Annotated in this window: 17 protein-coding genes and 1 pseudogene; 5 read left to right on the top strand and 13 right to left on the bottom strand. The window is 70.1% G+C overall.

The window, feature by feature from the left end:
* The first annotated feature begins 326 nt into the window (after window positions 1-326).
* Window positions 327-1,664 (top strand): helix-turn-helix transcriptional regulator, encoded by a 1,338-nt coding sequence (locus AB0M95_RS30660; RefSeq protein WP_363771969.1) that lies wholly within the window; start codon window positions 327-329, stop codon window positions 1,662-1,664.
* A gap of 418 nt (window positions 1,665-2,082) precedes the next feature.
* Here AB0M95_RS30660 and AB0M95_RS30655 read toward each other — a convergent pair whose 3' ends face one another.
* From AB0M95_RS30655 to AB0M95_RS30635, 5 genes are all read right to left on the bottom strand, one after another.
* Entirely contained in the window at window positions 2,083-2,739 is a 657-nt protein-coding gene (locus AB0M95_RS30655) for a hypothetical protein (protein WP_363771966.1), read from the bottom strand.
* Window positions 2,730-3,638, bottom strand: a complete 909-nt coding sequence (locus AB0M95_RS30650) for a PfkB family carbohydrate kinase (RefSeq protein ID WP_363771963.1) — start codon at window positions 3,636-3,638, stop codon at window positions 2,730-2,732. The genes AB0M95_RS30655 and AB0M95_RS30650 overlap by 10 nt, the downstream gene beginning before the upstream one ends.
* A 1-nt stretch (window position 3,639) precedes the next feature.
* On the bottom strand, window positions 3,640-4,077 hold the full coding sequence (locus tag AB0M95_RS30645) for an NUDIX domain-containing protein (protein WP_363771960.1): 438 nt from the start codon (window positions 4,075-4,077) through the stop codon (window positions 3,640-3,642).
* A gap of 100 nt (window positions 4,078-4,177) precedes the next feature.
* Complete coding sequence (locus AB0M95_RS30640; RefSeq protein WP_363771957.1) at window positions 4,178-5,320, bottom strand: radical SAM protein; 1,143 nt, start codon at window positions 5,318-5,320, stop codon at window positions 4,178-4,180.
* A complete protein-coding gene (locus AB0M95_RS30635; RefSeq protein WP_363771954.1) occupies window positions 5,317-6,045 on the bottom strand; it encodes a nucleoside monophosphate kinase in 729 nt (242 codons plus the stop codon). Before AB0M95_RS30635 ends, AB0M95_RS30640 begins: the two co-directional genes overlap by 4 nt.
* Window positions 6,046-6,334: 289 nt before the next feature.
* Between AB0M95_RS30635 and AB0M95_RS30630 the strand changes: the two genes are divergently transcribed.
* Window positions 6,335-7,699: a hypothetical protein gene (locus AB0M95_RS30630; RefSeq protein ID WP_363771951.1), complete on the top strand. Its 1,365-nt coding sequence runs from the start codon at window positions 6,335-6,337 to the stop codon at window positions 7,697-7,699.
* Window positions 7,699-8,205: an NUDIX hydrolase gene (locus AB0M95_RS30625; protein ID WP_363771948.1), complete on the top strand. Its 507-nt coding sequence runs from the start codon at window positions 7,699-7,701 to the stop codon at window positions 8,203-8,205. The genes AB0M95_RS30630 and AB0M95_RS30625 overlap by 1 nt, the downstream gene beginning before the upstream one ends.
* 84 nt (window positions 8,206-8,289) lie before the next feature.
* On the opposite strand, the pseudogene AB0M95_RS30620 reads toward AB0M95_RS30625, so the two are convergent.
* Window positions 8,290-8,856: pseudogene (locus tag AB0M95_RS30620) on the bottom strand (DUF2399 domain-containing protein).
* Window positions 8,857-8,905: 49 nt separating this feature from the next.
* On the opposite strand from AB0M95_RS30620, the gene AB0M95_RS30615 reads away from it, so the two are divergent.
* Together AB0M95_RS30615 and AB0M95_RS30610 are read left to right on the top strand one after the other, a co-directional pair.
* On the top strand, window positions 8,906-10,006 hold the full coding sequence (locus AB0M95_RS30615; protein ID WP_363771945.1) for an AAA family ATPase: 1,101 nt from the start codon (window positions 8,906-8,908) through the stop codon (window positions 10,004-10,006).
* Between the two features lie 5 nt (window positions 10,007-10,011).
* Window positions 10,012-10,683 carry a DUF4276 family protein gene (locus AB0M95_RS30610; protein WP_363771942.1) on the top strand — a complete coding sequence of 224 codons (672 nt, stop codon included), beginning with the start codon at window positions 10,012-10,014 and terminating at the stop codon, window positions 10,681-10,683.
* 172 nt (window positions 10,684-10,855) lie between these two features.
* On the opposite strand, the gene AB0M95_RS30605 is transcribed toward AB0M95_RS30610, so the two are convergent.
* From AB0M95_RS30605 to AB0M95_RS30575, 7 genes are all read right to left on the bottom strand, one after another.
* Entirely contained in the window at window positions 10,856-11,305 is a 450-nt protein-coding gene (locus tag AB0M95_RS30605; RefSeq protein ID WP_363771939.1) for a radical SAM protein, read from the bottom strand.
* A 203-nt stretch (window positions 11,306-11,508) separates the two neighbouring features.
* The gene (locus tag AB0M95_RS30600) at window positions 11,509-12,699 is read right to left on the bottom strand and encodes a fibronectin type III domain-containing protein (protein ID WP_363771936.1); all 1,191 of its coding nucleotides are present in this window, start codon (window positions 12,697-12,699) and stop codon (window positions 11,509-11,511) included.
* A gap of 61 nt (window positions 12,700-12,760) precedes the next feature.
* On the bottom strand, window positions 12,761-12,910 hold the full coding sequence (locus AB0M95_RS30595) for a hypothetical protein (RefSeq protein WP_363771933.1): 150 nt from the start codon (window positions 12,908-12,910) through the stop codon (window positions 12,761-12,763).
* 489 nt (window positions 12,911-13,399) lie between these two features.
* Window positions 13,400-14,542, bottom strand: coding sequence for a TIGR02679 family protein (locus AB0M95_RS30590; protein WP_363771930.1), 1,143 nt, complete (start codon window positions 14,540-14,542; stop codon window positions 13,400-13,402).
* 67 nt (window positions 14,543-14,609) lie between these two features.
* Window positions 14,610-18,662 carry a TIGR02680 family protein gene (locus tag AB0M95_RS30585; RefSeq protein WP_363771927.1) on the bottom strand — a complete coding sequence of 1,351 codons (4,053 nt, stop codon included), beginning with the start codon at window positions 18,660-18,662 and terminating at the stop codon, window positions 14,610-14,612.
* Window positions 18,659-20,032 (bottom strand): TIGR02678 family protein, encoded by a 1,374-nt coding sequence (locus AB0M95_RS30580; RefSeq protein ID WP_363771924.1) that lies wholly within the window; start codon window positions 20,030-20,032, stop codon window positions 18,659-18,661. The genes AB0M95_RS30585 and AB0M95_RS30580 overlap by 4 nt, the downstream gene beginning before the upstream one ends.
* Window positions 20,029-21,585, bottom strand: coding sequence for a TIGR02677 family protein (locus tag AB0M95_RS30575; protein ID WP_363771921.1), 1,557 nt, complete (start codon window positions 21,583-21,585; stop codon window positions 20,029-20,031). The genes AB0M95_RS30580 and AB0M95_RS30575 overlap by 4 nt, the downstream gene beginning before the upstream one ends.
* Window positions 21,586-21,604 lie beyond the last annotated feature (19 nt).

Here is a 21,604-nt window from a genome sequence, read left to right as displayed (position 1 = left end):
ATCAACATGTAGTAGCCGATGTTTCCGGCCAGCGCATCCACGGCCTCGGTCGAGGCGGCCATGCGCGACAGCAGCGTCGGGCTGCCTCACGTCCAGGCCGCCGAAGGTTCGCCCCGAGCATGTGATCGGCGCCCGGGCCGTCCGCTGCTTGGTCAGGGGGCCGGAAGAAATAGCCGAATCCCGGAGAGTCACCTACGCATCACGATTGGTTATGCCAGGTTGGCATGGCGGAGGTGGCGGGTGCGCCGTACGGTGACCTGCCTGGGACGACGGCGGAGAGGTGGCCGATGAGTGTACGGCTGTGTCCGGGGTGCCGGGGGACCAGGTTGAGCCGTGACCCGGTGTGCGCGCCGTGCCTGCGGGCGAGCCGGGGTACTCGTCCGGCCAACCCGGCGTGGCTGTGGGACTCGGCGCCGATGCGCGAGGTGCTGGCCCGCGGCGACCTGCCGGCGTTCGTCGCGCTGGTCCGCGCGACCATGGGGCTGAGCCAGCTGGAGCTGGCGAGCCTGGTCGGCTGGTCGCAGAGCACCGTCAACCGCATCGAACGCGGCGAGCGCGGCACGCTGTACGACGTCCGGGAACTGGTGCGGTTCGCCGATGCCATCGACATGCCCCGCCATGCCCTGCTGCCGTTGATCATGGGCAAGCCGGTGGCGATCGATGACTTCGCGGGCACCAATCCTGATATGGAGATGGATCGGCGGCATTTCGCCGGCGTATTGGCCGGTGGTCTCGTTGTAGGGATGGGCTGGGGCTCGGCAGAGATTCCAGCCAGGGTCGACGTGGCGCATCTCAGATTCCTGGAGGCGACGCTTCGGCGTCTCTGGGTCCAGGACCAGCAGATCGGCGGTGGCGTTCTGCTCGGTCCCGCGCTCCGCCGGCTCGCGGGCGTACGGCGCATGCTCGACGAAGCCGACTGCACCGAGGCGGTCGGGCACCGGCTGTTGTCCATGGCCGGGGAGCTGTGTCTCTGCGCAGGATGGCTCGCCTACGACTCCGGACATCGGGACGCTGCCCGGCAGTTGTACGGCGAGGCTTACCTGTATTCGGGCCAGGCCGGTGATGAGCAGCTTCGGGTGAACGTCGCGTCCTATCTGGCCATGCAGGCCGTGCGGGACGCGCGGCGTAATCCCGGCCGGGCGCGCGAGGCGTTGCGGATGGTCGCGGTGGGAAGGGACGCGGCGCGCGGCTGGGCGACGCCTCGGGTGTACGCGCTGTTGGCGATACGGGAGGCCACCGCCCAGGCGGCGCTGGGTGAGCAGCTGCCATGCCGCCGGGCGATCGCGACGGCCTGGCGGGAGATCGAACGCGGCGGCCACGACGACGACCCGGAATGGACCGGGTTCCTGACGCCCAACGTGCTCACCTACTTCGAGGGGTTGACCACGATGGTCCTCAGCAGACCGCTGGTCGCCGTCGACCGCTTCCAACGTTTGCTCGCCGATCCGGAGCTCGGGGAACGAAACCGTCTCTACTACCGGTCATGCCTGGCGAACGCGCTGCTTGCCTCGGGAGAGACCGCCGATGCCCTGGCGGAGGGAATGGACCTGCTGGCGAGGGTGAGCGGCTCGCGCAGGACGCTGGAGGAGCTGGCTCCGCTCCGCGACGCGGCCGGAGCCTCCTCGGAGTTCGCCGAACTGTACGACCACAAACTCGCCGCGTAATCGTACGGTCCCGCGAAGGATCGGCTCCCCGCCATCGCAATCGGGCGTGCACCGGGCCGGACTGCTGGCTGCGCCTGATCGGCTTCGCGGACAGACCTTCTGTCCCCTCCCCCGCGTCCGGAGCGGAACTTCCGCGGTTCGGTAGGGCACCGCACCTGGACCCTGCGGGCCACGACCGTCACCGGCGGTCGGGTGACCGGCTTCACGCTTACGTACACGGTCACGGATCCCACCCGCACCTGCGGCGGCACCCTCGGCTTCCGCGGCGCCCACCCCTGACCGGGCGGCCTGGGGGCCATTGCGAGATGTGCGCGGAACAGGGCCGCTGACCAGTCGCCGGAGGGCCTGGTCGGAGCCGTCCATGTCAGAGCACGCGGGGCAAGGCTGAGCGAGAAGCGCGCGGTTAGGGTGCCAGCAGTCAGATGAGGTGCAGCTTGTCGAGCGTGTGCAGGCAGTCGTTGAGCCGGGCTGGGGTCATGCGCTTCGCCGCTGCATCTTCGGGGGCTTCCTGGGCTGCGCCGTACTGCCACCACACGCGGCCAGTGGCCCGGTCGGTGACCAGGAACCGGTCCTTGACGGCGGGGCCGCGGACGATGAGGGAAACCGTGTCGGGTTCGGCGACCGCAGCGTGGACCATCGTGTGGTGCAGGGTGTAGCTGTCGCCGGCCTGCTCGACGCGCACCATCTTGGCGTGCAGCTTGGCAACGCCGGTCGACTCGTCGAACCCTTCCTCGGTGCCGTAGAGGGTGTGGGTGTAGCTGCCCGTGAGGAGCCGGGCGGAGTAGGTCCACCGGTGGTTGTGCGGCCGGTCGTAATGGTCCGGGCCGAACAGATGCAGCCGGATCCGGAAGCCGGATTCCGGGTCGTCGTGCAGGACCAGCTTGTCGAGGATGTCATAGTGTTCGCACAACCCCTCCAGGTGAGGATCGCCGCTGATCGCCTCGACGGCGGCGCGCAGCGCGGCACGGTCAGCGGCGAGTTCCGCCAGCAGCCCGGCGGTGGCGAGCTGGACCTGGGTGGTGTTCTCCCAGTTGATGGTGCGCAGCGCGGGCAGGTAGGCGTCGATCATGGACATACCGCTACTCCTGTAGGTGACGGTGTGTGGCCGAGGCGGCCGGGATGACCACTCGGTGGGGCGCAGTGCGCCGTGCCGATGACGCAGGCCCGACGCAGGGATATGGAGATGTCGTGGCCGGCGAGGTAGGCGGCGGCGAACCCGGCGGAGAACGCGGCACCAGCGCCGTGGGTATGGGCGATCGGGCCGCGACCGGCCAGGGCGCGGTGCCGCGCGCCGCCCCGGTGGGCGATCGCGCCGAGACTGCCGAGGGTGACCAGTACCATCTCGGCGTCGAGGCGGCCGGCGAGTTCGTCGGCCAGGTCGTCGGCGCGGTGCGCCTGGTGCTCGGGCAGGCTGGTCTGCACGATGGCGACTTGCCCGACTGCGGCGTGCTCGATGTCGGGGTGCAGCGGGTCGCCGCCGAGATTGAGCATCAGCGGGACGCCGGCACCGACGGTCGCGGCGATGGCCTGGGCCGCAGCCATGGTGATCACTTGGTAGCAGTCGATGTAGGCGAGCCGGGTGGTGGTCAGAGCGGCCAGGTCCGCGCCAGCCAGGCCCGCATAGGCGGGAGCGAGGTGAGCGAACCAGGTGCGGGTCCCGACTCGGTCGGTGACGACGGTGAGCTCGGCGGTGATGCTGGCGGCCCGCAGGGACAGCTGGTGCTGGACGCCGGCCGCGTCCAGGCGGGAGAGTACGGCCTTTCCGGTGACGTCGGCGCCGACGTGGTTGGCCACCAGCGCCGTGCGCAGCCCGAGCGCCCGGCCGGTCATCGCGGTGATCGGGCCGTCTCCGGCCAGCGAGTGGGTGACGCTGTGGACCTCGGTGCCGGTGTCGGCGGCAGGGTACCGATCCACAGCCAGCAGGCGGGCTCCGGCGAGGTAGCTGAAGCAGGCGAGGTCCACAGCGCCGTCCATGTCAGGCCCAGCCGCGTTCGGAGTACACGTCGCCCTTGGCGTAGTGGGCGAGGGCGTCGACCGCGTAGGGGATCATCTGCTCGGGCAGCGCGTCGAGCGGGAACCAGGACCAGCCGGAGCACTTGTCGGGCTCTCGGTTGACCACCTCGCCGGTCCACCGGGTGACCTCGAAGAACAGGGCGGTGCGGGCGTCGTCGGTGTAGTGGTGCATCAGGTGGACGAAGCGGACGTCGGCCGGTTCGACGGTCACGCCGATCTCCTCGGCCGTCTCGCGGATCAGCGCTGCGCCGGCGGACTCGCCCGGGTCCAGGTGACCGGACGGCAGGTGCCAGTCGCCGTCACGCCACCCGGTGTTCTGCCGTCGGCCGAGCAGGATCTCACCCTTACGGCGGAGGATGAGGTGGACGTCGACACACGTCTTGTAGCGCTCCTTGGGCATGTTCACTCCTTGTCTTCTCGCTGGTACGGCTGGTAGCCGCAGGTCGGCAGCATGGCGTGGTACGGCACGCGCTGCGGTGGGATCGAGGAAACGGTGGCAGTCAGTTGGCAGGGATCGACTTCCACAGCCGGCAGACCGGGACGACGTCCTTGTCCTCGGCGCACGACGCCGCGCCGTCGACGATCTGCTCGGCGGGGCAGCCGCCCATGCAGGAGCCGGGGGCCTTGCAGCCCCCGCAGCCGTGCTGGGCGAGGGCGCCGGTGAACAGGTCGAACTCGTTGGGGCCCTTGTTCAGCTCGATCCGCCCGTCCGGGGTGATGGTGGCGAAGTGCAGGTCGGTGTCGAACAGGAAGGAGCAGACGTAGGCGCGACCGTCCGGGAAGATCGAGATGCGGTCCAGGGTTCGGCCGATACAGCCGCGGTATCCCTCTGCCTCATAGCGGGGCATCTCCTCCCGCCGGGCGAAGGTCGGCTGGTACCAGACGCGGGTCCGGTGGCCGGCTGCGGCGGCGGGAAGCCGGTCGCAGAAGTCCAGCCACTCGCGGGGCCGCATCCCCCAGTTTTCGTTGCCGTGTCCGCGGCCGATGACGGAGAAGACGTGGTACTTGACCAGTGACACGCCGAGGTCGTCGGCGATGTCGAGGAGGTTCAGGCAGTCACCCTGGTTGGCCTTGTTGACGGTGCAGATGATCCTCGTGTCGAACCCGCGCTGAGCCAGCTCGCCCGCCGTCTCCAGTGTCTCGGCGAAGGTGCCATGGCCGCGGACGACGTCGTGTGTGGCCGGCGAACCGCCGTCCAGGCTGATCTGCACGTAGGCGAAGTCGGTCGGCTGCAGGCGAGCGAACTTGCGGCGCGCGGGCCGCAGCCCATTGCTGGTGGTGATGACGTGCTCATAGCCGAGCTGCCCGGCCAGGCGAATGGTGTCCTCGTACCGGGGGTGCAGGGTGGGCTCCCCACCCAGGATCGTGAGTTTCGACCCGCCCATCTGCCGCCACGCCACCAGGTTCGCGCGGATCTGCTCGAACGGCATCTTCAACGCCCGTTCCAGCCGGGCGCCCATGTAGCAGGAGCCACAGCGCAGCTGGCATGCCTCGGTGATGTACAGGTACACGTTGCGGAACCGGCCGTAGGGAATCCTGTCGATGTGCCGGGCGTTGGCGGCGTCGCCGGAGGCCGGCATACGGGCGTGCCCGTAGGCGTCCAAGCGGTCCCGGGAGGGCATGGGCAGGTCGACGGTGGTCATGGGATAAGCGCTCCCGGGTCGAAGGACAGGTACGGATGGTTGCCGAGGACGGCGTCGGCCGCCGCCACGACGGCCGCAGGCGGGCACCGGGTGTCGATCGTGTGCCAGGGCACACCACGTTCCTGGAGCCGGCTACGGATGCGCGGGTAGTGATGGTGGAATCGGCCGGTACGGGCGGCCAGCGAGCCGGCGGTGTCATCGCGGCGTTGCTGCAGTCGGCCTCCGCAGCGGGCGCACTCCCCGTCCGGCCCGACCTCGGCGGGCCGGTGGGGTTCGGCGCCCGAGCCCGGCCCGCATACCGGGCAGACCCGCCGGGTTCGTGCGCGCTGCCAGGCGGTCTCCTGGTCGACCTGCAGGTCCAGGACGAGCAACGCCGCCCCGACGCTCGCTGCCAGATCGGCCAGGTGGGCGGCCTGAACCGGGTTCCCGGGATACCCCTCCAGCAGGAGCAGGACGCCGGGCGCCGGGCGGAAAGGGCCGCGCACTGCGTCGTTGACGAGGTTGCCGGCCACCGAGTCGGACAGCCACCCCAGCGGGTCCTTGCTCGCGCGCACGGCATCGGCGAGCGCCGCATCCTGCGCCGCGCGGTGGCGGGCGTACTCGCGTAGGCGAAAAGTCGAGCTCGGGTGCCGAGATGCGAGGGCCGCGGTCAGGGTGGACTTACCGCTCGCGGGTGGTCCGAGCACGGAAACAGCCACCGGCCGATCCGGAGTAGTCGTCGTCACAGTGGGCTCCTCACGCGCATCGAGCAGGGGCGGCGCTGTTGTAGGCGCGATGACGGGTGCTGGTGACACATGTTCGATGGATCTCCTTGCTCGTCTTTCGTGCCGTCGCCAGCACACACCGGCACCAGGCGCGCCATCCAGATGCGCGCCCATGCGCCACCGGGGCTCATCCTTGAGAGGGTTGTGCGGGGTTGCGTGACGCCGGTTCAGGAACACAGCCTGCGTACGCGGCTCTACGGTGAGTGCAAGAGCCTGGGGCCAGGCGCCGTTCGTCGGGAGCGTGGGTGTAATGCAAGGACGGCCGGTCACCAACCACGAGCTGCGGTCCCTCATCACGGCCACCGGCCGCTCCCATGGCGCTCTCGCGCGGAAAGTGAACACCCTCGCCGCCGACCGGCACGGCTTGGACCTACGGTACGACCAGGCGAGCGTGTACTGGTGGCTTCGCGGCCGGGTACCCGACGCTCCCGTCCCGGAGTTGCTGGCCGGTGTCCTACAGGACTGGCTCGGCCGCAGGGTCGAGGTCGCCGAGCTCGGGTTCACCGATCGTGGCGACCAGCTGGGACTGACGGTGGCGACCACCGCCGAGCAGGCCGCCGCGACCGCGTCGCGCTTGTGGAGAGACGTTCTCCAGCGCAGGGGCTTTCTCGGCTCGACGTACGTGCTCACCGCCACGGTCGGTGCCGGGTTCGACTGGCACTTCACCCCCGCCGCGACCACCGTGCCCCGCCACGATGGTGATCGGACCGTCGGCATGGCCGACGTGGAGCGGCTACACAGAGCCCGCCTGGAGTTCATCGCCCTCGACCGGGCCAACGGCGGCGGGTACGCCTTCCCCTGGCTGGTCGACCACCTGGACCGGGTGGTCACCCCTCTGCTGGCCGGCCGGTACACCGCGGCCGTCGGCAGAGAGCTGTTCTCCGGCGTCGCGTCGTTGATGGAACTGGCCGGTTGGATGGCGTTCGACCAGCACGAGACCCACGGGCAGGGCACCGCTCAACGGTTCTTCATCCAGGCCCTGAGCCTCGCAAGGCACTCGGGTGACCGCGCGTACGCTGCTCACATCCTGTCGAACCTGGCCACCCAGGCTCTATTCCTCAACCATGGCGCGGAGGCGGCCCGGCTGGCACGCGCGGCCCGCTCCGGAGCCGGACGAGCCGCCACCCAGACCCTTCTGGCGCGCCTGGCGGCGGTTGAGGCACGCGGCTGGGCGCTGGTCGGCGACCACCGCGAAGCCCGCGCAGCCATCCGCTGGTCGGGCCGGGCGATGAGCCGATCCGACCCCGGCGCCGATCCGAGTTGGCTGACCACTTTCACTCCAGCGCACCACGCCGGATCCGTCATGCACGGGCTACGCGACCTCGGCCTCTACCAGGAGGCGGCCCGGCACGCTGCCCAGGCTCTGGACCTGCCGGCCTCCAACATCCGCGCTCGCGCACTCCACCAGACCCTGCTGGCCACCATCCACGTCGGCCTCGGAGATGTCGACGCGGCCTGTGCCACTGCTCAGCAGGCTCTTGCCGTCTACCCGTCGCTGACATCAGCGCGGCTGCGCGCACGGCTGCGTGACTTCAGCCGCCGCCTGCAAGCGCACCGGGACGCGCCATGTGTCCGCGACTACACTGAGGAGGCACACCTTCTACTGACGAGTTGATGACGGATCAACCTGAGGCCAGTCGCCGTACCACGTTCGTCGAGCCGGAGATCTACTACTCCCGGCTCGCCACCGTGCATGCGGCCACGGGTGCGCTCATCACCGACCCGGCAGGTCGTGTCCTCATCGTCAAGCCAAACTACCGGCCGCACTGGCTCGTGCCCGGCGGGATGGTCGATGACGGGGAACGCCCCGACGTCGCCTGCGCCCGGGAACTGAAGGAAGAACTCGGCCTCGACCTCCAGATCGGCCGGCTCCTGGTCGTGGACTGGGCACCGGCCTACGGCTCGCGCAGCCGCCCCATCATCTACTTCCTGTTCGACGGCGGCACCCCGCACACCCTGCACCTCGCGCTGCAACACGACGAACTCGACGACTACGCCTTCGTCGCCCCCGTAGAAGCAGCGGCCCGGCTCTCCTCCACGGTCGCAGCCCGCGTTCCGGCCGCGCTGGCCGCACGCGCATCGGGCACCACGATCTACCTGCCCACCATAGCCCAGGAGTAGGCCCGCGCAGGCGTTGTGTCTGATCTGCCGTGCTGTCCTGAGCAGGCGCCTTCGTCGAGCGCAGGGGCAGCAGCCCTTGACGCGTTACGCGTTCGTGGCCAGGTCGGTGAGGAGGGTGGAGAGGGCGAGTTCCTCTTCTACTCGTACGGCGCGTCGTTGCATCGCTTTGGCCAGGGGTGGGTCCCAGGGGGTGGGGTGGGGGCGGCCGGTGAGGGGGGTGGTGGAGGGGGTGGCTGCGTAGGCTTAGGTGTCGAAGCGCCAGGGTTGGAAGCCGTGGCGGTCGTGGATGGCGGCGGCGATGGCGATGCCGCCCCAGTCGAAGTCGCCATGGTAGGCGAACCTCGCTCCCCCGGCGGCGAGGAGGTCCAGTAGCTGCCAGGCCGCTGCCGAGGGCCGGCCGCCGACGCAGATCAGCGGCGGGCAGGCGGGGCCGAGGTCGTCGGCCGCGGTGGCGATCACGACGGGGTTCTCGCAGATCCTGACCAGGCCGACGGCGATCGGCGTCTCGTGGCGGCGCAGTTGACGCAGGGTGATGGCGGAGGTGGCGGCCTTCAGGACACGCGCGGTGGAGGTCGTCGCCGGGCAGGCCCAGGCACAGGACGAGGGAGGAGACCGACAAACCCGCCCAAGCCCAGCGTCCCGCAGCAGCATCACCACCGTTCCGGTGATCGGTTGGTCCGGACCAATCTAAGCTGGCTTCATGGCGCGCAGACTGCAGTCGATCACGGTCGAGGGATACACCTCGATCCGCTCGGCCCAGGTCGAGCTGCGTGATCTCAACGTCCTGGTCGGTGCCAACGGCGCAGGCAAGAGCAACTTCATCTCCGCGCTCGCTCTGATGGGCCGCATCGTCGACGGAGAGCTCAACCTCTTCGTCGGCCAGGCCGGCGGCGCCTCCGCCCTGCTCCACGGCGGCCCCAAAGGTGACGCGCGCATCGCGTTGCGACTGGACTTCGCCCCCAACGGGTACGAGGCGACATTAATCCCCGCCGCTCGTGATGAGCTGATCTTCGGAGAAGAACGCATCTGGTTCCACGGTGAAGGCCACGCCACGCCGTTCGACGCATCCCTGGGACGAGGACACCGGGAGACCCGCCTGCTGGACGAGATCGGCCAGCGCGGATGGAACTCCGTCGCCGGGCACGTGGTCGACATGCTGCGCGGTTGCCGCGTCTTCCATTTCCACGACACGAGCACGAACGCTCCTGTCAAGCAGACCGGGTACGCCGCCGACAACATCGCGCTCCATCCCGATGCGGGGAACCTGGCCGCCGTCCTGCTCCGCCTGCGGCAGGCCGACACCGCCTGCTATCGGCGGATCGTGCGTACCATCCGGCAGGTCGCCCCCTTCTTCCGGGACTTCGTGCTCATCGAGGAGAACGGCCGGTTGCGGCTGCGCTGGCAGCAGGAAGGCTCCGACGTCGTCTTCCCCGCCGACGCGCTGTCGGATGGAACTCTGCGGTTCATCTGCCTGACCACCCTGCTGAGCCTGCCCGATCTGCCCAACCTCGTCGTTCTGGATGAGCCCGAGCTCGGCCTGCATCCGTACGCCATCGTGCAGCTCGCCGACATGCTGCGCGCCGCGAGCCATGCCAGCCAGGTGCTCATCGCCACCCAGTCCGTGACGCTGATGAACCAGTTCGAACTCGACGACCTGATCGTCGTCGAACGCTCCGGCGGGGCCTCGGCATTCGACCGCCCTGATCCGGAGCGACTACGCGACTGGCTGACCGACTACTCCCTGGGCGAGCTGTGGGAGAAGAACCTGCTCGGCGGCAGGCCACAGGCCGAGTCCCGGTGAGCGTGATGCGCCGGCTGCACATCCTGTGCGAGGGCCAAACCGAAGAGACCGTCACCCGCGAGATCATCGAGCCTTACCTGCAGAGCACCGACGTCTACGTCACGCGATCCATCTTCACCACCAAACGCCCCGCAGGCGGCGCTTCCCGCAAGGGAGGATTGTCCACATGGGGCAAGCTCGAAGCGGAGATCCGTCTACTCCTGCGGGACTCCTCCATCACCGTGCTGACGACCCTGCTGGACTACTACGGGCTCCGTGCGGACGTTCCCGGGATGGCCACACGTCCGCCCGGTTCGCCATATGACCGGGTGGCCTACGTCGAGCGTGCCATGACCGAAGCCGTCGGTGACCACCGTTTCGTGCCCCACCTGGTCCTCCACGAGATCGAAGCATGGGTGCTTCTCGGCCATGAGGCTCTCGGCGAACTCACCGGCGATGCCGCCTTGGCCCACGCCGCAAAGGCGATCGTGGCCGACGCCCAGGGTGCCGAACTCGTCAACGACGGAGCCGCCACCGCCCCGTCCAAACGGCTCCTGCGCCTCTACCCGCGCTACCGCAAGACATCCGACGGCCCACTTGTCATCGCCGAGATCGGCATCGACGCCATCAGGAATGCCTGCCCCCACGCCGACGCCTGGTTCGAAGCAGTCAACGCTGCTCTCGCAAAGCAAGGGTGACCGTTTCAATTCGGCCGCGGCAACAGTCGAGGCCTCGCTGAGGCCCTGTTCGGACGCGGAGTCACTCTTCTGAATTGATCCCACATGCTCCGTGCGTGCTCGCATGTCCGACCCTGCTGGCTAACTCCTCGACACCGGCGTGGGTGCGTGATCTGACTGGTTCTGTCCGCGATCATGCGTGCACCGCCGGGGCATCCGCGGCCAGGTCGGCGAGGCAGTCACCCTGGTTGGCCTTGTTGACCGTGCAGATGATCCGCGTGTCGAACCCGCGCTGAGCCGGCTCACCGACCGTCTCCATTGTCTCGTCGAAGGTGCCCGGGCCACGGACGACGTCGTGGGTGGCCGGCGAACCGCCGTCCGGGCTGATCTGCACGTAGGCGAAGTCGTTCGGCTGCAGGCGAGCGAACTTGCGGCGCGCGGGCCGCAGCCCGTTGCTGGTGGTGATGACGTGCTCATAGCCGAGCTGCCCGGCCAGGCGGATGGTGTCCTCATACCGTGGGTGCAGGGTCGGCTCACCGCCCAGGATCGTGCCTGAACCGGGTTCCCGGGATACCCCTCCAGCAGGAGCAGGACGCCGGGCGAAAGGTCCGCGCACGGCGTCGTTGACGAGGTTGCCGACCAAGCCGCCGCCGAGGGCCGGCCGCCTACGCAGATCAGCGGCGGCGCAGGCCTCGGCCGTTCCCCTCGGCGGCCCGCGGGAGTGGTTCGCCTGGGGCGGGTGTGGGTGGGAGCAGTCCCACGAGGCCTGTCTCGTGGGGCCGGCCTCACGGGGCGGCGGGCGCGCCTCACAGGAGCAAGGCGCGTTCCCGCGGGATAAGGCTCCGACTACTGGACCAAATGGGTAACCGTGGCGGAGGCGCTGGCGCCCAGCTCCAGCAGATCCTCGCCCTGGTACTGGGCGTAGAAGGCGTGCTCGCCAGGGGGGAGGGCGGCGGTGGCGTACACGATCTGGTGCGAGCCGGGGAGCAAGTCGCGGCCGAGGTGCAAACCGTCCATGAAGAACTCGACGTACTCGCCGCTGAAGGACAGCCCGCTCTGGCCGATCGCCTCGACCGTCGCGGTCAGCCGCACGGAGCCGACGAGGTTAGGGTTCGGCGAGACGGACAGCGTCGTCAGCGTCCGGGCACCGTTCGCCACGTAGACAATGGGGGAATCGACCTTGGTGCCGCCGGCCACCGCGCGCACCTTGAGCCGGTACCAGAAGTACGCGGACGCGGGGTACGTGAACGACGTGCCGGTCGTGCTGCCCAAGACCACTTCCCGGTCGTCCGGCAGGGTCAGGTGGATCACGTCGTAGCGGACGGCGCCGGGGACCGCGTCCCAGGTCATGGCCAGGCCGGTGCCGTCGGCGTTTACCTTGAAGTCCCGCGGCGCGGTGAGGGTGACGGCCACGGTGGTGGCGCTGGCCTCAGGCGAGTTCTCCGACACCCGGGTCTCGTCGGTACTCTGCACGACGTAGCGGTAGGTGGTCCCCGACTCCAGGCCGGTGTCAGTGTGGCTGAGGGACGTGCCGGTGTGGACGAGCGTGTAGGGTCCGCCCGCGGTGGTGGCGCGCAGGAGGCGGTAACCGGTGGCGTTGGTGCCGACGTCCCAGGTCAGGGTGATCTCGGAGGTGGACAGGGTCTGCGCGCGCAACTGGGTCGGCGGGAGCAGCGGCAGCTTGAGCGTGGTGCCGCTCACCTCCGCCGAGTACGGCGACGTCTGGTTGCCGCGCACGCTCTGGACCACGTAGTAGTAGGTCGTATCGGGTCGCAACCCGGTGTCGGAGGTGCCGTTGGCGTCGGTACGCCGCACCTCCGCGTAGGGCCCGCCGGGGGTTAGGCTGCGCAGCAGGACATACTGCTCCGCCTTGTCCACCGTGGACCAGAAGATGGTGATCTGCTCGGGGGACCACACCTCCGTCCTGAGGTAGCCGGGGGGCTGGATGCTGCCAGCATGGGCGATGGTCCCGGAAGAGCCGGATAGCAGCGCCGCAACCGCCGTCAAGGCGAGCAGCGCGCCGCGTAACACGCGCATGGTCCCTCCTGGTTGGTCGTCAAGATCGGGACCACAACCTAACCGGGAGGGGTCCGGAAGATCAACCAAGGCCATCAGGACCGAGTTCCGGCTCTTCTGTACGCGAGTGAACCAACTGGAGGAGTCGCGCACGCTCTTCACGCACCTGATCTGGCCTGAGCTGGTCGATCAGCCGGTGAAGATCTTCGTACTCTTCCTGCGGTGCCGTCATGCTGTCGAGTTTACGACGCGATCGCGGATGACAGGAGGTTGGTAGTGACCATCGATTCAGGGCTGATCCTCAGGTCAGAGGCACGGAAGGGCCGGGGAAAGGTCTCTCTGTAAAGCTGTGGACAGTCAGACAGGGCGTCGCCACGACATCCACCCTCACGATCGCCTTGCGGTGGTTGGGCGCCGTGCGGGGTTGGGGGCGATCGACGGGACGGGCCTCGTGCCTCAGCCCGTCCCACCGGGTGTCGGGGCTGGGGGTCGTTGCGGGATATGCGCGGGACGACGCTGACGGCCAGTTGGTTGCCGAAAGGTTCCGGTGCAGGTCGGAGGGATGATTGGCCACGTGGGTGGCGGTCGACTTCTAATCCGACGGTCGCAGGTTCGAATCCTGCAGGGCGCGCCGGGGCTTCACCCCGATGTGCGGAAACGGGGCTGGCTGCCCACGGCAGGGAACGTCGATGGTTTGCGGCCCTTGGCCGGGGGCGATCTGTTAGGCGTCAGCCGCGAGGTCGGTGCGGAGTGCTGGGATGAGGCGTTCCTCCATGACGGCCCGGCCCTCGGCGGCCATCGCCTCGGCGAGGGCTGTATCCCAGGGGCTGCCGGATCGACTGCCGGTCAGCGGAGTGGACTCGCCCTCCGCCAGGCCGGCCGCGTAGTCAGCCGCGCTCATCCGCCAAGGCGACGCGCCATGCCGTACGGCTGCCGCCTCTACGATGCGCAGCCCCGTCCAGTCGAAGTCGGCTCGCCAGCGCAGTCGTGACCCGGCTGCCGCTGCCGTGGCGAGCAGCTTGTGGCAGGCGGCCGACGGGATCCCCTCGGTGCAGACCAGGGCGGCTGACCGGGCTCCGAGTTCGGCCGCCGCCGCCCGGAGCACCGCTGGATTCTCGCAGACGAAGATCTCCTCGGCGACCGGCACGACCGGGTGTTTCCCCTGCTGGTGAAGGGTGAGCCGGAACGGGATCCCGAACGCGGCGGCGTCATTCAGCCACCTGGAGACCACCTCGTCGCCACGAGTCCTGACGTTGAGCACCAGCACCTGGCTGGCCAGGTCGTCCACGATCACACCTACGGACTCCCACAGCGCCCGCTGCCCCGCCCTGCCTGAAGGCGGAGCAGGAGAACCGGACCGGAGCGCCAGGGCGCGTAGCACGAGCGTCGCCAGCGGGCTGCCGGCGACGAGCGCCTTGGTGTCGCCGGTGGCCGACTCGGCCAGGACGGGAAGCGGGACGAAGGTTGCGGGCAGCCGGTCGAGTACGGCTGTCGCCTGCCCGATCAGGTGGGTGTCACCACGCCGGACCAGGCGGGTGAACGTGCCGTCCGCAGTCATCGCCGACAGCCACTCGGCGAACCAGGGTTCCGAAGCACACATCGCGGACTGAGCCGCGGCCAGCAACGCCTGCCTGCCGGAAACCTCCGCGGCTCGCTCCGCGGGCCGGTCCCGGACCGGCCCCCCCACCGAAGCCAGCGCCTGGAGCAGTCCCATGCCGTGCATTTTCGTGAGGGCGTCGTCTAGATCGGCCAGTGACACGGTGAGCCGTTTGACGGTCTCAGGCCGGTAGGTCCCGGTGATGCCTATGATCACCCGACGTTCAGCCTCGGACGGGTTGGCGAGTCCGACGGAACCGTCGATCACGCCCCCGGTCCGCTCCAGCCTGCGCCGGGCCGCGGCCAAGAGACGCTGCCATCCCGCACCCTGCAGCTCACCCGACAATGCTCGCCTCGATACGGCGAGTCCCGGGGGAGCCCAGCGCGATGGTCAGCTCTCCCGCGTCGTCGGCGAGTAGTTCGGCGCCGTCCCAGACCAGCAGCAGCGCGCTGACAGTGTGCTCCACCGGGGAATGGGCCAGATCGTAGTGAGCCGCAGCGGGCACCGCGGCATGCGTGGCCCACAGGTCGTACCCGGTCATGAACAGGTCCAGGTCGAACTGGGCGGCCAGGCTCATCAGCTCGCTGCGCCCGGTGTCGTCCACCCCGGCGAACGCCTCATCCAGGGCGAGCAGCCGTGGCGCGTCGGGCCGCGCCGAGTTGAGCATGGCGTGCGCGGCGGCGAACAGCGGCAGGTGCAGCGACACCGATTGCTCGCCGCCGGACAGCCGGCTGTGCTTGGCGCGGGTGAGGCGTTCCTCGGCACCGCCGGGCCGGACGAGCTGGAAGGTGAACTGCCGCCACCGGCGGTAGTCGAGCACCTTCGTGAGCAGCTCCCGGTAGGGCAGCTCCCGTTCGCGGGCCCGGGCGTTCTTGATCTGGGTGGCGAAGTGGCCGCGCATCCGGCTCAACTCGTCTGGGCCGAGCCGGGCCGCGTCGGCGTCGAGCAGACCGCAGACAGCCCGCTGCTCGTCCTCCAGATTGTCGGCGAGCTGCCAGCTCACACCGACCGTGGTCCCCGATGACATCCGGCGCGAGCGCATCTCGCTGTTCATCCGCCGGATCAGGTCGCGCGCGTCCACCGTGCGGTCGTGGATCTGCTGGGCCAGCCGGGTGAGCAGCGCGTCCTCCAGGATCCGCTGCTCGGACTCGCTGAGCAGCTGCTGCTGGTCCTTGCGGCTGGAGGTCATCTTCGCGGCGAACGCGCCCACAGGCAGCGGCCCATCCTCGTCCGCCACGCGGACCACGATCACCCCGTCCGCTCCGTCCCACTCGGGCCGGTAGTCCTGACCGGCGGCCGTGAGCTGCGCCTGGAGGTCGTCCAGCGCCTTGGTCAGCCGGGTGGTGGACTGCTTGAGCGAGATCTCGGTCGGGGTCAGGTCGCGCGTCACGGTGAGGATCGCCTCGTGGACCGCGGTCACCTCCGGCGGCAGCTCCCACTCGCCGGACATGGAGCCCAACCAGTCGGCCTCCTGAGCGGGCCAGGCCAGACCGGGCGGGCACTTCAGGACGTCCAGCAGTTCCCGCTGGGCGAATGGGGCCAGGGCCTTGGCGGTCTCCCGTTCCTCGCCCGCCGCAACGTGCAGGGAATCCTGCGCGGCGGTCAGCTTGGCCTGCGCGGTGGCGACCTCGGTGAGCGCCGTCCGCTCGGCGGTCCGCGCGGACTCCGCCGCCCGCGACGCGGCGACGATCCCGGTCTCGGCCAGCTGGACCTCGGCCAGCACCTGGCCGGCTTCGGCGCCCATGGTCTGCTGGAGGGCGTCCAGCTTGGCGGCTTCCTCGGTGTGCTTGCGCCGCGCGCCCTGCTCGGTCTGCGCTGCGGCCGCCTCGTCGTCGGCCGCCGACTCCAGCCGCTCCGTGCTGCCCTCGACCGCGTCGCGCTGCCGCGCCTCCTCGCGCCGGCGTCCGGTCAGGGTGCCGGCCATGGTCTCGAAGCGCTGTACGGCCTGGGCCACCTCGTCCACGACGGCGGGATCGAGGCTGTGTTCGGCCCCTGTCCGGCGCAGCGCCCGCTCGGCCGCGCCACAGGCGGCGACGGCCTCGTCATAACCGTTCTGCGCGCTGTCGGCGGTCTCGCGGGTGGCACGCAGGCGCCCGGCGGCCCCCTCGTGCTCGCGGAGGGCCGACACGATCGGACCCGTCTTGGGCAGCGCGGCCCGGGCGGTACTGATCGCTTCAAGCGCGGACTCGGCCCGGGCGCTGCGCCGGTCCAGCCCGGCGATGGTCTCGGTCAGCGCAGTGATCCGGGCGTCGCATTCGGCGAGCCGTACGGCCCGGCGGCGGGCCCGGGCGGTCGCCCCGATGTACTCCGCGTTCACCTTGTGGTGCGCACCGACCTGGATGCCCTGGGCGAACCGGCCATCGGGGGAGATCTTGGGCCGGTCGTCGTCAGCGTCCCCGCCGAGCGCGACGGAACGCAGGATCGCGGTGATCCGCTCGGCCGCAACCGGGGTCTCCTCCTCGGGGACCAGCAGGTCCGCCAGGCTCGGCGTCACCGGGGCACCCGGCACCAGGTAGCCCTCGGAATCCCCGGCGGCGACGCGCTCCGGAACGGGAGTGACCCAGGCGTCCAGCAGGTTGGACGCCTCCAGCGCCGCTTCGACGGCGGCGGCGTGCTCCTCGGCCACGTGGTCGGCGAATCGGACCAGGCGCCAGAACGGGGCTCCGGCCTTTCCGTCGCGTTCCGCCGTACGGGCCGCGAACGCGGGTGGCGCGTCATCGTGCTCGGCGACGATCTTCGCCCGCTCGCCCTTGACCTGGGCCCGCTCCCGCTCGGTGGCGGCCCGCTCGGACTTGAGCTGGGCCTGGGCGTCCCGCAGGTCCTGTACGGCTTGCGCGGTCTCGGCCCCGAAAACCGCATCAAGACTCGGCGCGTCCGGTTCGCCGGTCTCCTCCAGGGCCTCGGCGAGCGCCTGCATGTCGGCCGGCACGTCGCGGTGCCGTTCCCCCCAGGCGGCTAGCCGGCTTCTGGCGTCCCCGCGGGCGGCTTCCACCCCCTTGGCGGCCTCCGCCTCGGCCAGCTCGGCCCGGGCAGCGGTGGCGAGGGCCTGGTCGAGGGCGATCCTGGCCAGGTCGCGGGTCTGCTCGGCCTTCTGCTGGGTGGCGATCGCGGCGCGGACCGCGCGCAGGTCGCCGGTCCGGGAGGCCACCCGGCCCCCGACCCGGTCGGTGAAGCCCGCCGGGTCGGCGTCGGCGGGGCTCCAGGTGATCCCCGCGGCGGCGGCCTCGTCGGCCAGGTCGGTGGCCGCGCGGGAAACCGCACCCTCAAGCTCGGCCAGCAGCCGCTGCGCGGTTGCGAGCTCGACGCGGGCCTTCTGTGTGGTGGCGGCGCGCCGATCCAGTTCGGTCCTGGCTGCGGCGGCGGTCTCCGCACACGTCCGCACCAAGCGCTCCAGGTCGGCGAGCTGTTCGAGGGCCTGGTAGGCGGCGCTGCTCTTGAGCTGCTCCAGCCGGGCCCGCAGCCCGGCCAGGGCGTCCTCGCTCACCGACAGCGTCTGCTCGGCCTCCGCCTGTGTCTGTTTCGCGGTGGCCAAGGTGGCGGCAGCCGTACTCAACGCGGTGCGATGGGCGGCGACGTCCTCGCGGCGGCGGGTCAGCGCGTCGGCCGCCCAGCGCGAATGCGTCCGCAGGTAAGTGGTGTAGCTGGACAGGAACGACTGCGTCGCCTCGTCGGCGGCGACCAGCCCCTCCAAGGTCCGCTGCACCGTCTCCATGTCGTCGAAGGAGCGGGACGCCTCGGCGATCAGGTCGTCGTCGATCGGGCGAAGACCGTCGGTGAGGGTGTCCGACAGCTTGCCTGGGTCCAGGTTCTTGGCGAGTTGCGGGCGGCGCAGCGTCAGGATCAGGGTGATCAGCTGCTCGTACCGCTCCCGGCCGAGCCCGAACAGCCGCTGGTCGATCGCGTGCCGATAGTCCGAAGGAGTGGCGGTGAGCGCGTGCTCGCCCAGTTCCTCGGTGAGCTGCTTCTTGGTCATCGGCCGGTCGTCGGCGGTGAGCAGCGAGAAATCAGCACCCACCCGGCCCTCGGCGACGAAGTGCCAGCGGACCGGCGTGTCGCGGTGCCGCTGGGCGTGCAGGCCGATCCCCACCGTCACGGCTTCGCCGGTGTCGCGGTGCCGCAGCTCCAGCCAGACGTAGCCGAGTGCGCTGTCCTGCCCGCGGAAGAGCAGGTTGGACTTCATCGTCCGGTCCTCGGAGGCGAACGGGTTGAGCCGCTTGGGGTCGATCCGGCCGTCCAGCACGAAGGGGAACAGCACCTCCAGGGCCTTCGTCTTTCCCGAGCCGTTCGGCCCGCGCAGGATCAGCCAGCCGTTCGCGAAGGTGAACTCCTCGTCCCGGTAGTCCCACAGGTTGATGATCCCGGCCCGGGTGGGGACGTAACGCGTCACTGCGCTTCCTTGACGTCGAAGAGGGTGTCGGTCTGTGCCTTGGTCCTGCGTGCCCGAGGCTTCACCTCGGCGGTGGTGCCCCGGTAGCGGGCGAGCAGCGGGAGCGCCAGCACACCGCCCTCGACCCTGACGACCAGGCGGAGCGAGGCGAGCAGGTTCAGCGCCTCGCGGAGCAGCCGGTCCGGATCGCCCCGCCATGCTACGGCGAAGGCCGTGCCGTAGGTGTCCATGAGCTGTTTCATCGCGCTCCGTAGCCAGGCGTCGGTGACGAACGGGTAGACAGCCGTCTCGTCCGCCGCCTCCCGCTCCCGCTCATCGGGTCCGGCCTCACTCAACTCGTCCATGACGCCCTTGAGGGGCAGGCCGGCGTCGATCCTGGCCGCCAGGGCCACGTCACGCTCGGCCGCCGTTGGAGCGGGCAGCGCCGGTGGCTTCGATTTCGTCACGTACGCCGCGATGCGCGCCGACAGCAGCAGCGCGGCCTGGAAGGGGGTGCCGCCGCTCGGGAAGCGCAGGTCGGACAGGCGCCCGGAGGCGTCGATGAGTGCCACCCCCTCGGCGCGGCGCTCCACGGTCTGCCCGGTCAGCCGCTCCAGGTCCTCGATGAGACCGGGGTGGCGCAGCTGGCCGCGCAGCGATTCACTCGCGTCCGCGTAGTAGACGACGGGGCGTTCCAGCACCAGCCGCCGCGCTCGCCGGGACGCGGCCTCGCGGACCCGGTGCCGGCCTTGGGCGAAACCGGGATCGGAGTCGAGCAGCCCCGTCACCGAGCGCATGTGCTGAAGCACCCGGCTCGGCCGGTAGATCGCGAAGACGACCTCGCGGTCGATGTCGTAGAGCGCCTCGGCCCGGTCGGGGTTGTTCACCCAGTCGGCCGCCGAACCGTCGGCCAGGGCCAGCGCGCCGCGCTCAGCCAGCCAGGCCACCGCGTCGACGAACGCGTCTCGATCCGGCTTGCGCTCGGTGTCCAGGCCGAGCCCGTCGATCCGGGCGGCGTCCGCGCCGACCGCCTCGGCCAGCTCGCTGAGCGCGATCTGGGTCCCGGACCGGCCGAGAGCCGCCAGGGTGAGCACCAGATAGGCATACCGGCGCCGGTCGAACGGCCGGTCCGTCTTGGTCCGTGCCGGACGGGTCACGTCGAGCTCGTCCTGCGCGCGGAGCAGCCGCGTGGTGTTCGCCGTGGTCACGAGACGGTAGCCGAGCACCTCGTGCAGGTCGGCCCGGAGCTGATCGGCCCATCGGCGGATCAGCGGCAGCGCGACCCGGTTCGGGTAGGCGTCGGTGATCAGCGGATTGCTCAGCAGCATCCGCACCGCCCGCTGGTAGTCGGCCAGCTCCAGCGAACTCACGTTCTCCGCGACCTTGCTCATGAGGACACCTCCAGCGTGACGCCGGAGAGGTGAAGCCGGCCGTACACGGTTTTGACGGTGGTGGAGCCTTCGAAGGGGCGCAGCGTCAGCCGTACGCCATGGGCCGAACCGCTCGCGGTGACCTTCCTGCTGGTCGGCACCCGGGCGTTGAGCGCCAGGTCGAGCAGGCCCAGCAGGGCCTGGGTCTCCGGCTCGTCCAGCACGCGGCCGTAGAGGCCGTCGGCGGCGAGGGAGGCCGCCGCGTCGCGTCGCTCCCGGGTCAGCTTGAGCTGCTCGGCTCGGAGTCGCTGCCGCTGGGCGTCGTTGCGGTCGATCCTGGCGGTGGCCCCGGTCATCCGCGGCTCCCGGCCCGACTCCACCAGGCCCCGGGCCAGCCGCACCGGCTCGGCATCCCACCACGACAACCTAGGGGGGATCAGCTCCGGATCCTCGTGGGTGACCGAGATGTGCCGAGGTCCGCCCAGGTCGAAGACCGCCTGGAAGAGCCCGTGGGCCGCGTTCTCGTCGGGGCAGGAGACGAACCACTGGGCAAGGTGCCGGAGCTGGCTCTCCCGGCTTACACCCCCGCGCCGTGCCTCGGTCACCCTTCTCAGCAGAGCCAGCACGTTCGCGATCGCGGTGACGGTCGCGGTCTGCAGCCGCTCCGCCTCACTCTGGGAGTCCCGGCCCGCGCCGACACCGAACCAATGGGTCAGGCCGGACCAGCGCTGCCGCCAGTCCTCCTCCCGATCCCCGGGCGCGCGGAAGAGCCGGTCGTCGGCCGCCGCGGCGTGCGCGATCAGGGCGTCCACTCCAGTGTCCGCCACGGCCTGTACGGCTCCCGCCAGCCGGGGCGTGAACCGGGCGAGCTCCGCGGTGAACTCCCGCATGTGAGTGAGGAGCGCGTCCTTGTGGGTGAGGAACACCTCGGGCCGGGTGTCGTTGGTGCGAGCCAGGTCGCCCAGCATCAGATAGAAACGGGCGGCCCGCTGTGCCATGTCGCTCAGCACCTGGTCCAGGCGACTGAGCTTCCGGTAGACCTCATCGCCGTCGCCCGTCCGGTTGGCCTCGGCCAGCGCCTGGAGGTCAGCCAGGATGTCGGGAAATATCAGCCTTGAGAGCTGAGCGTCCTCCAAAGTCGACCCGAGGACGTCCTCGACCGCCCGGTATGCGCGGTAACCGGCCTGGGTGAACTGATAGACGTAGTGCCGGTTGCGGTATTCGGCCAGGTTGGCCGCGCGGGTCCCGTCGTAGCTACGATCCAGCAGCCGCCACTCGTTCAGCGAGTCCAGCAGTGGCTGCACCTCGCTGACCGCCGGGCAGTCCGGGTGCTCCTCGCGGAGCTGGTCCAGCAGGTCACGGGCACTGGAGGCGTGCAGCAGCACCTGGTAGTTGGCCCGGCCCCGGTCGAACGCCCGCAGCAGCCACAGATACTCGTTACGCTTCTCGGCCGCCGCGAAGTGAAACAGCCGCAGCCGGTCGTCCAGCGTGAACGCGTCGATTCCGAAAGAGCTCGTCTCGACGGGGCTGTCATCCGCTGGAGTCTCGTCGATGAGGGGCTTGGGGAGGTCCACTGTTCCCGTCCGGCTCAAA

The sequence above is a fragment of the Sphaerisporangium sp. NPDC051017 genome, assembly GCF_040683095.1.
GTDB lineage: Bacteria > Actinomycetota > Actinomycetes > Streptosporangiales > Streptosporangiaceae > Sphaerisporangium.
Note: the sequence above shows the minus strand (reverse complement) of the source record. Positions and strands in the feature narration are given on the sequence as shown.

What these genes read in the sequence shown, in the direction of transcription:
- AB0M95_RS30655 (WP_363771966.1), bottom strand. Translation starts at nt 2,739, where the DNA reads ATGTCCATGATCGACGCCTACCTGCCCGCGCTGCGCACCATCAACTGG.
- AB0M95_RS30650 (WP_363771963.1), bottom strand. Translation starts at nt 3,638, where the DNA reads ATGGACGGCGCTGTGGACCTCGCCTGCTTCAGCTACCTCGCCGGAGCC.
- AB0M95_RS30645 (WP_363771960.1), bottom strand. Translation starts at nt 4,077, where the DNA reads ATGCCCAAGGAGCGCTACAAGACGTGTGTCGACGTCCACCTCATCCTC.
- AB0M95_RS30640 (WP_363771957.1), bottom strand. Translation starts at nt 5,320, where the DNA reads ATGACCACCGTCGACCTGCCCATGCCCTCCCGGGACCGCTTGGACGCC.
- AB0M95_RS30630 (WP_363771951.1), top strand. Translation starts at nt 6,335, where the DNA reads ATGCAAGGACGGCCGGTCACCAACCACGAGCTGCGGTCCCTCATCACG.
- AB0M95_RS30625 (WP_363771948.1), top strand. Translation starts at nt 7,699, where the DNA reads ATGACGGATCAACCTGAGGCCAGTCGCCGTACCACGTTCGTCGAGCCG.
- AB0M95_RS30615 (WP_363771945.1), top strand. Translation starts at nt 8,906, where the DNA reads ATGGCGCGCAGACTGCAGTCGATCACGGTCGAGGGATACACCTCGATC.
- AB0M95_RS30610 (WP_363771942.1), top strand. Translation starts at nt 10,012, where the DNA reads ATGCGCCGGCTGCACATCCTGTGCGAGGGCCAAACCGAAGAGACCGTC.
- AB0M95_RS30600 (WP_363771936.1), bottom strand. Translation starts at nt 12,699, where the DNA reads ATGCGCGTGTTACGCGGCGCGCTGCTCGCCTTGACGGCGGTTGCGGCG.
- AB0M95_RS30595 (WP_363771933.1), bottom strand. Translation starts at nt 12,910, where the DNA reads ATGACGGCACCGCAGGAAGAGTACGAAGATCTTCACCGGCTGATCGAC.
- AB0M95_RS30580 (WP_363771924.1), bottom strand. Translation starts at nt 20,032, where the DNA reads ATGAGCAAGGTCGCGGAGAACGTGAGTTCGCTGGAGCTGGCCGACTAC.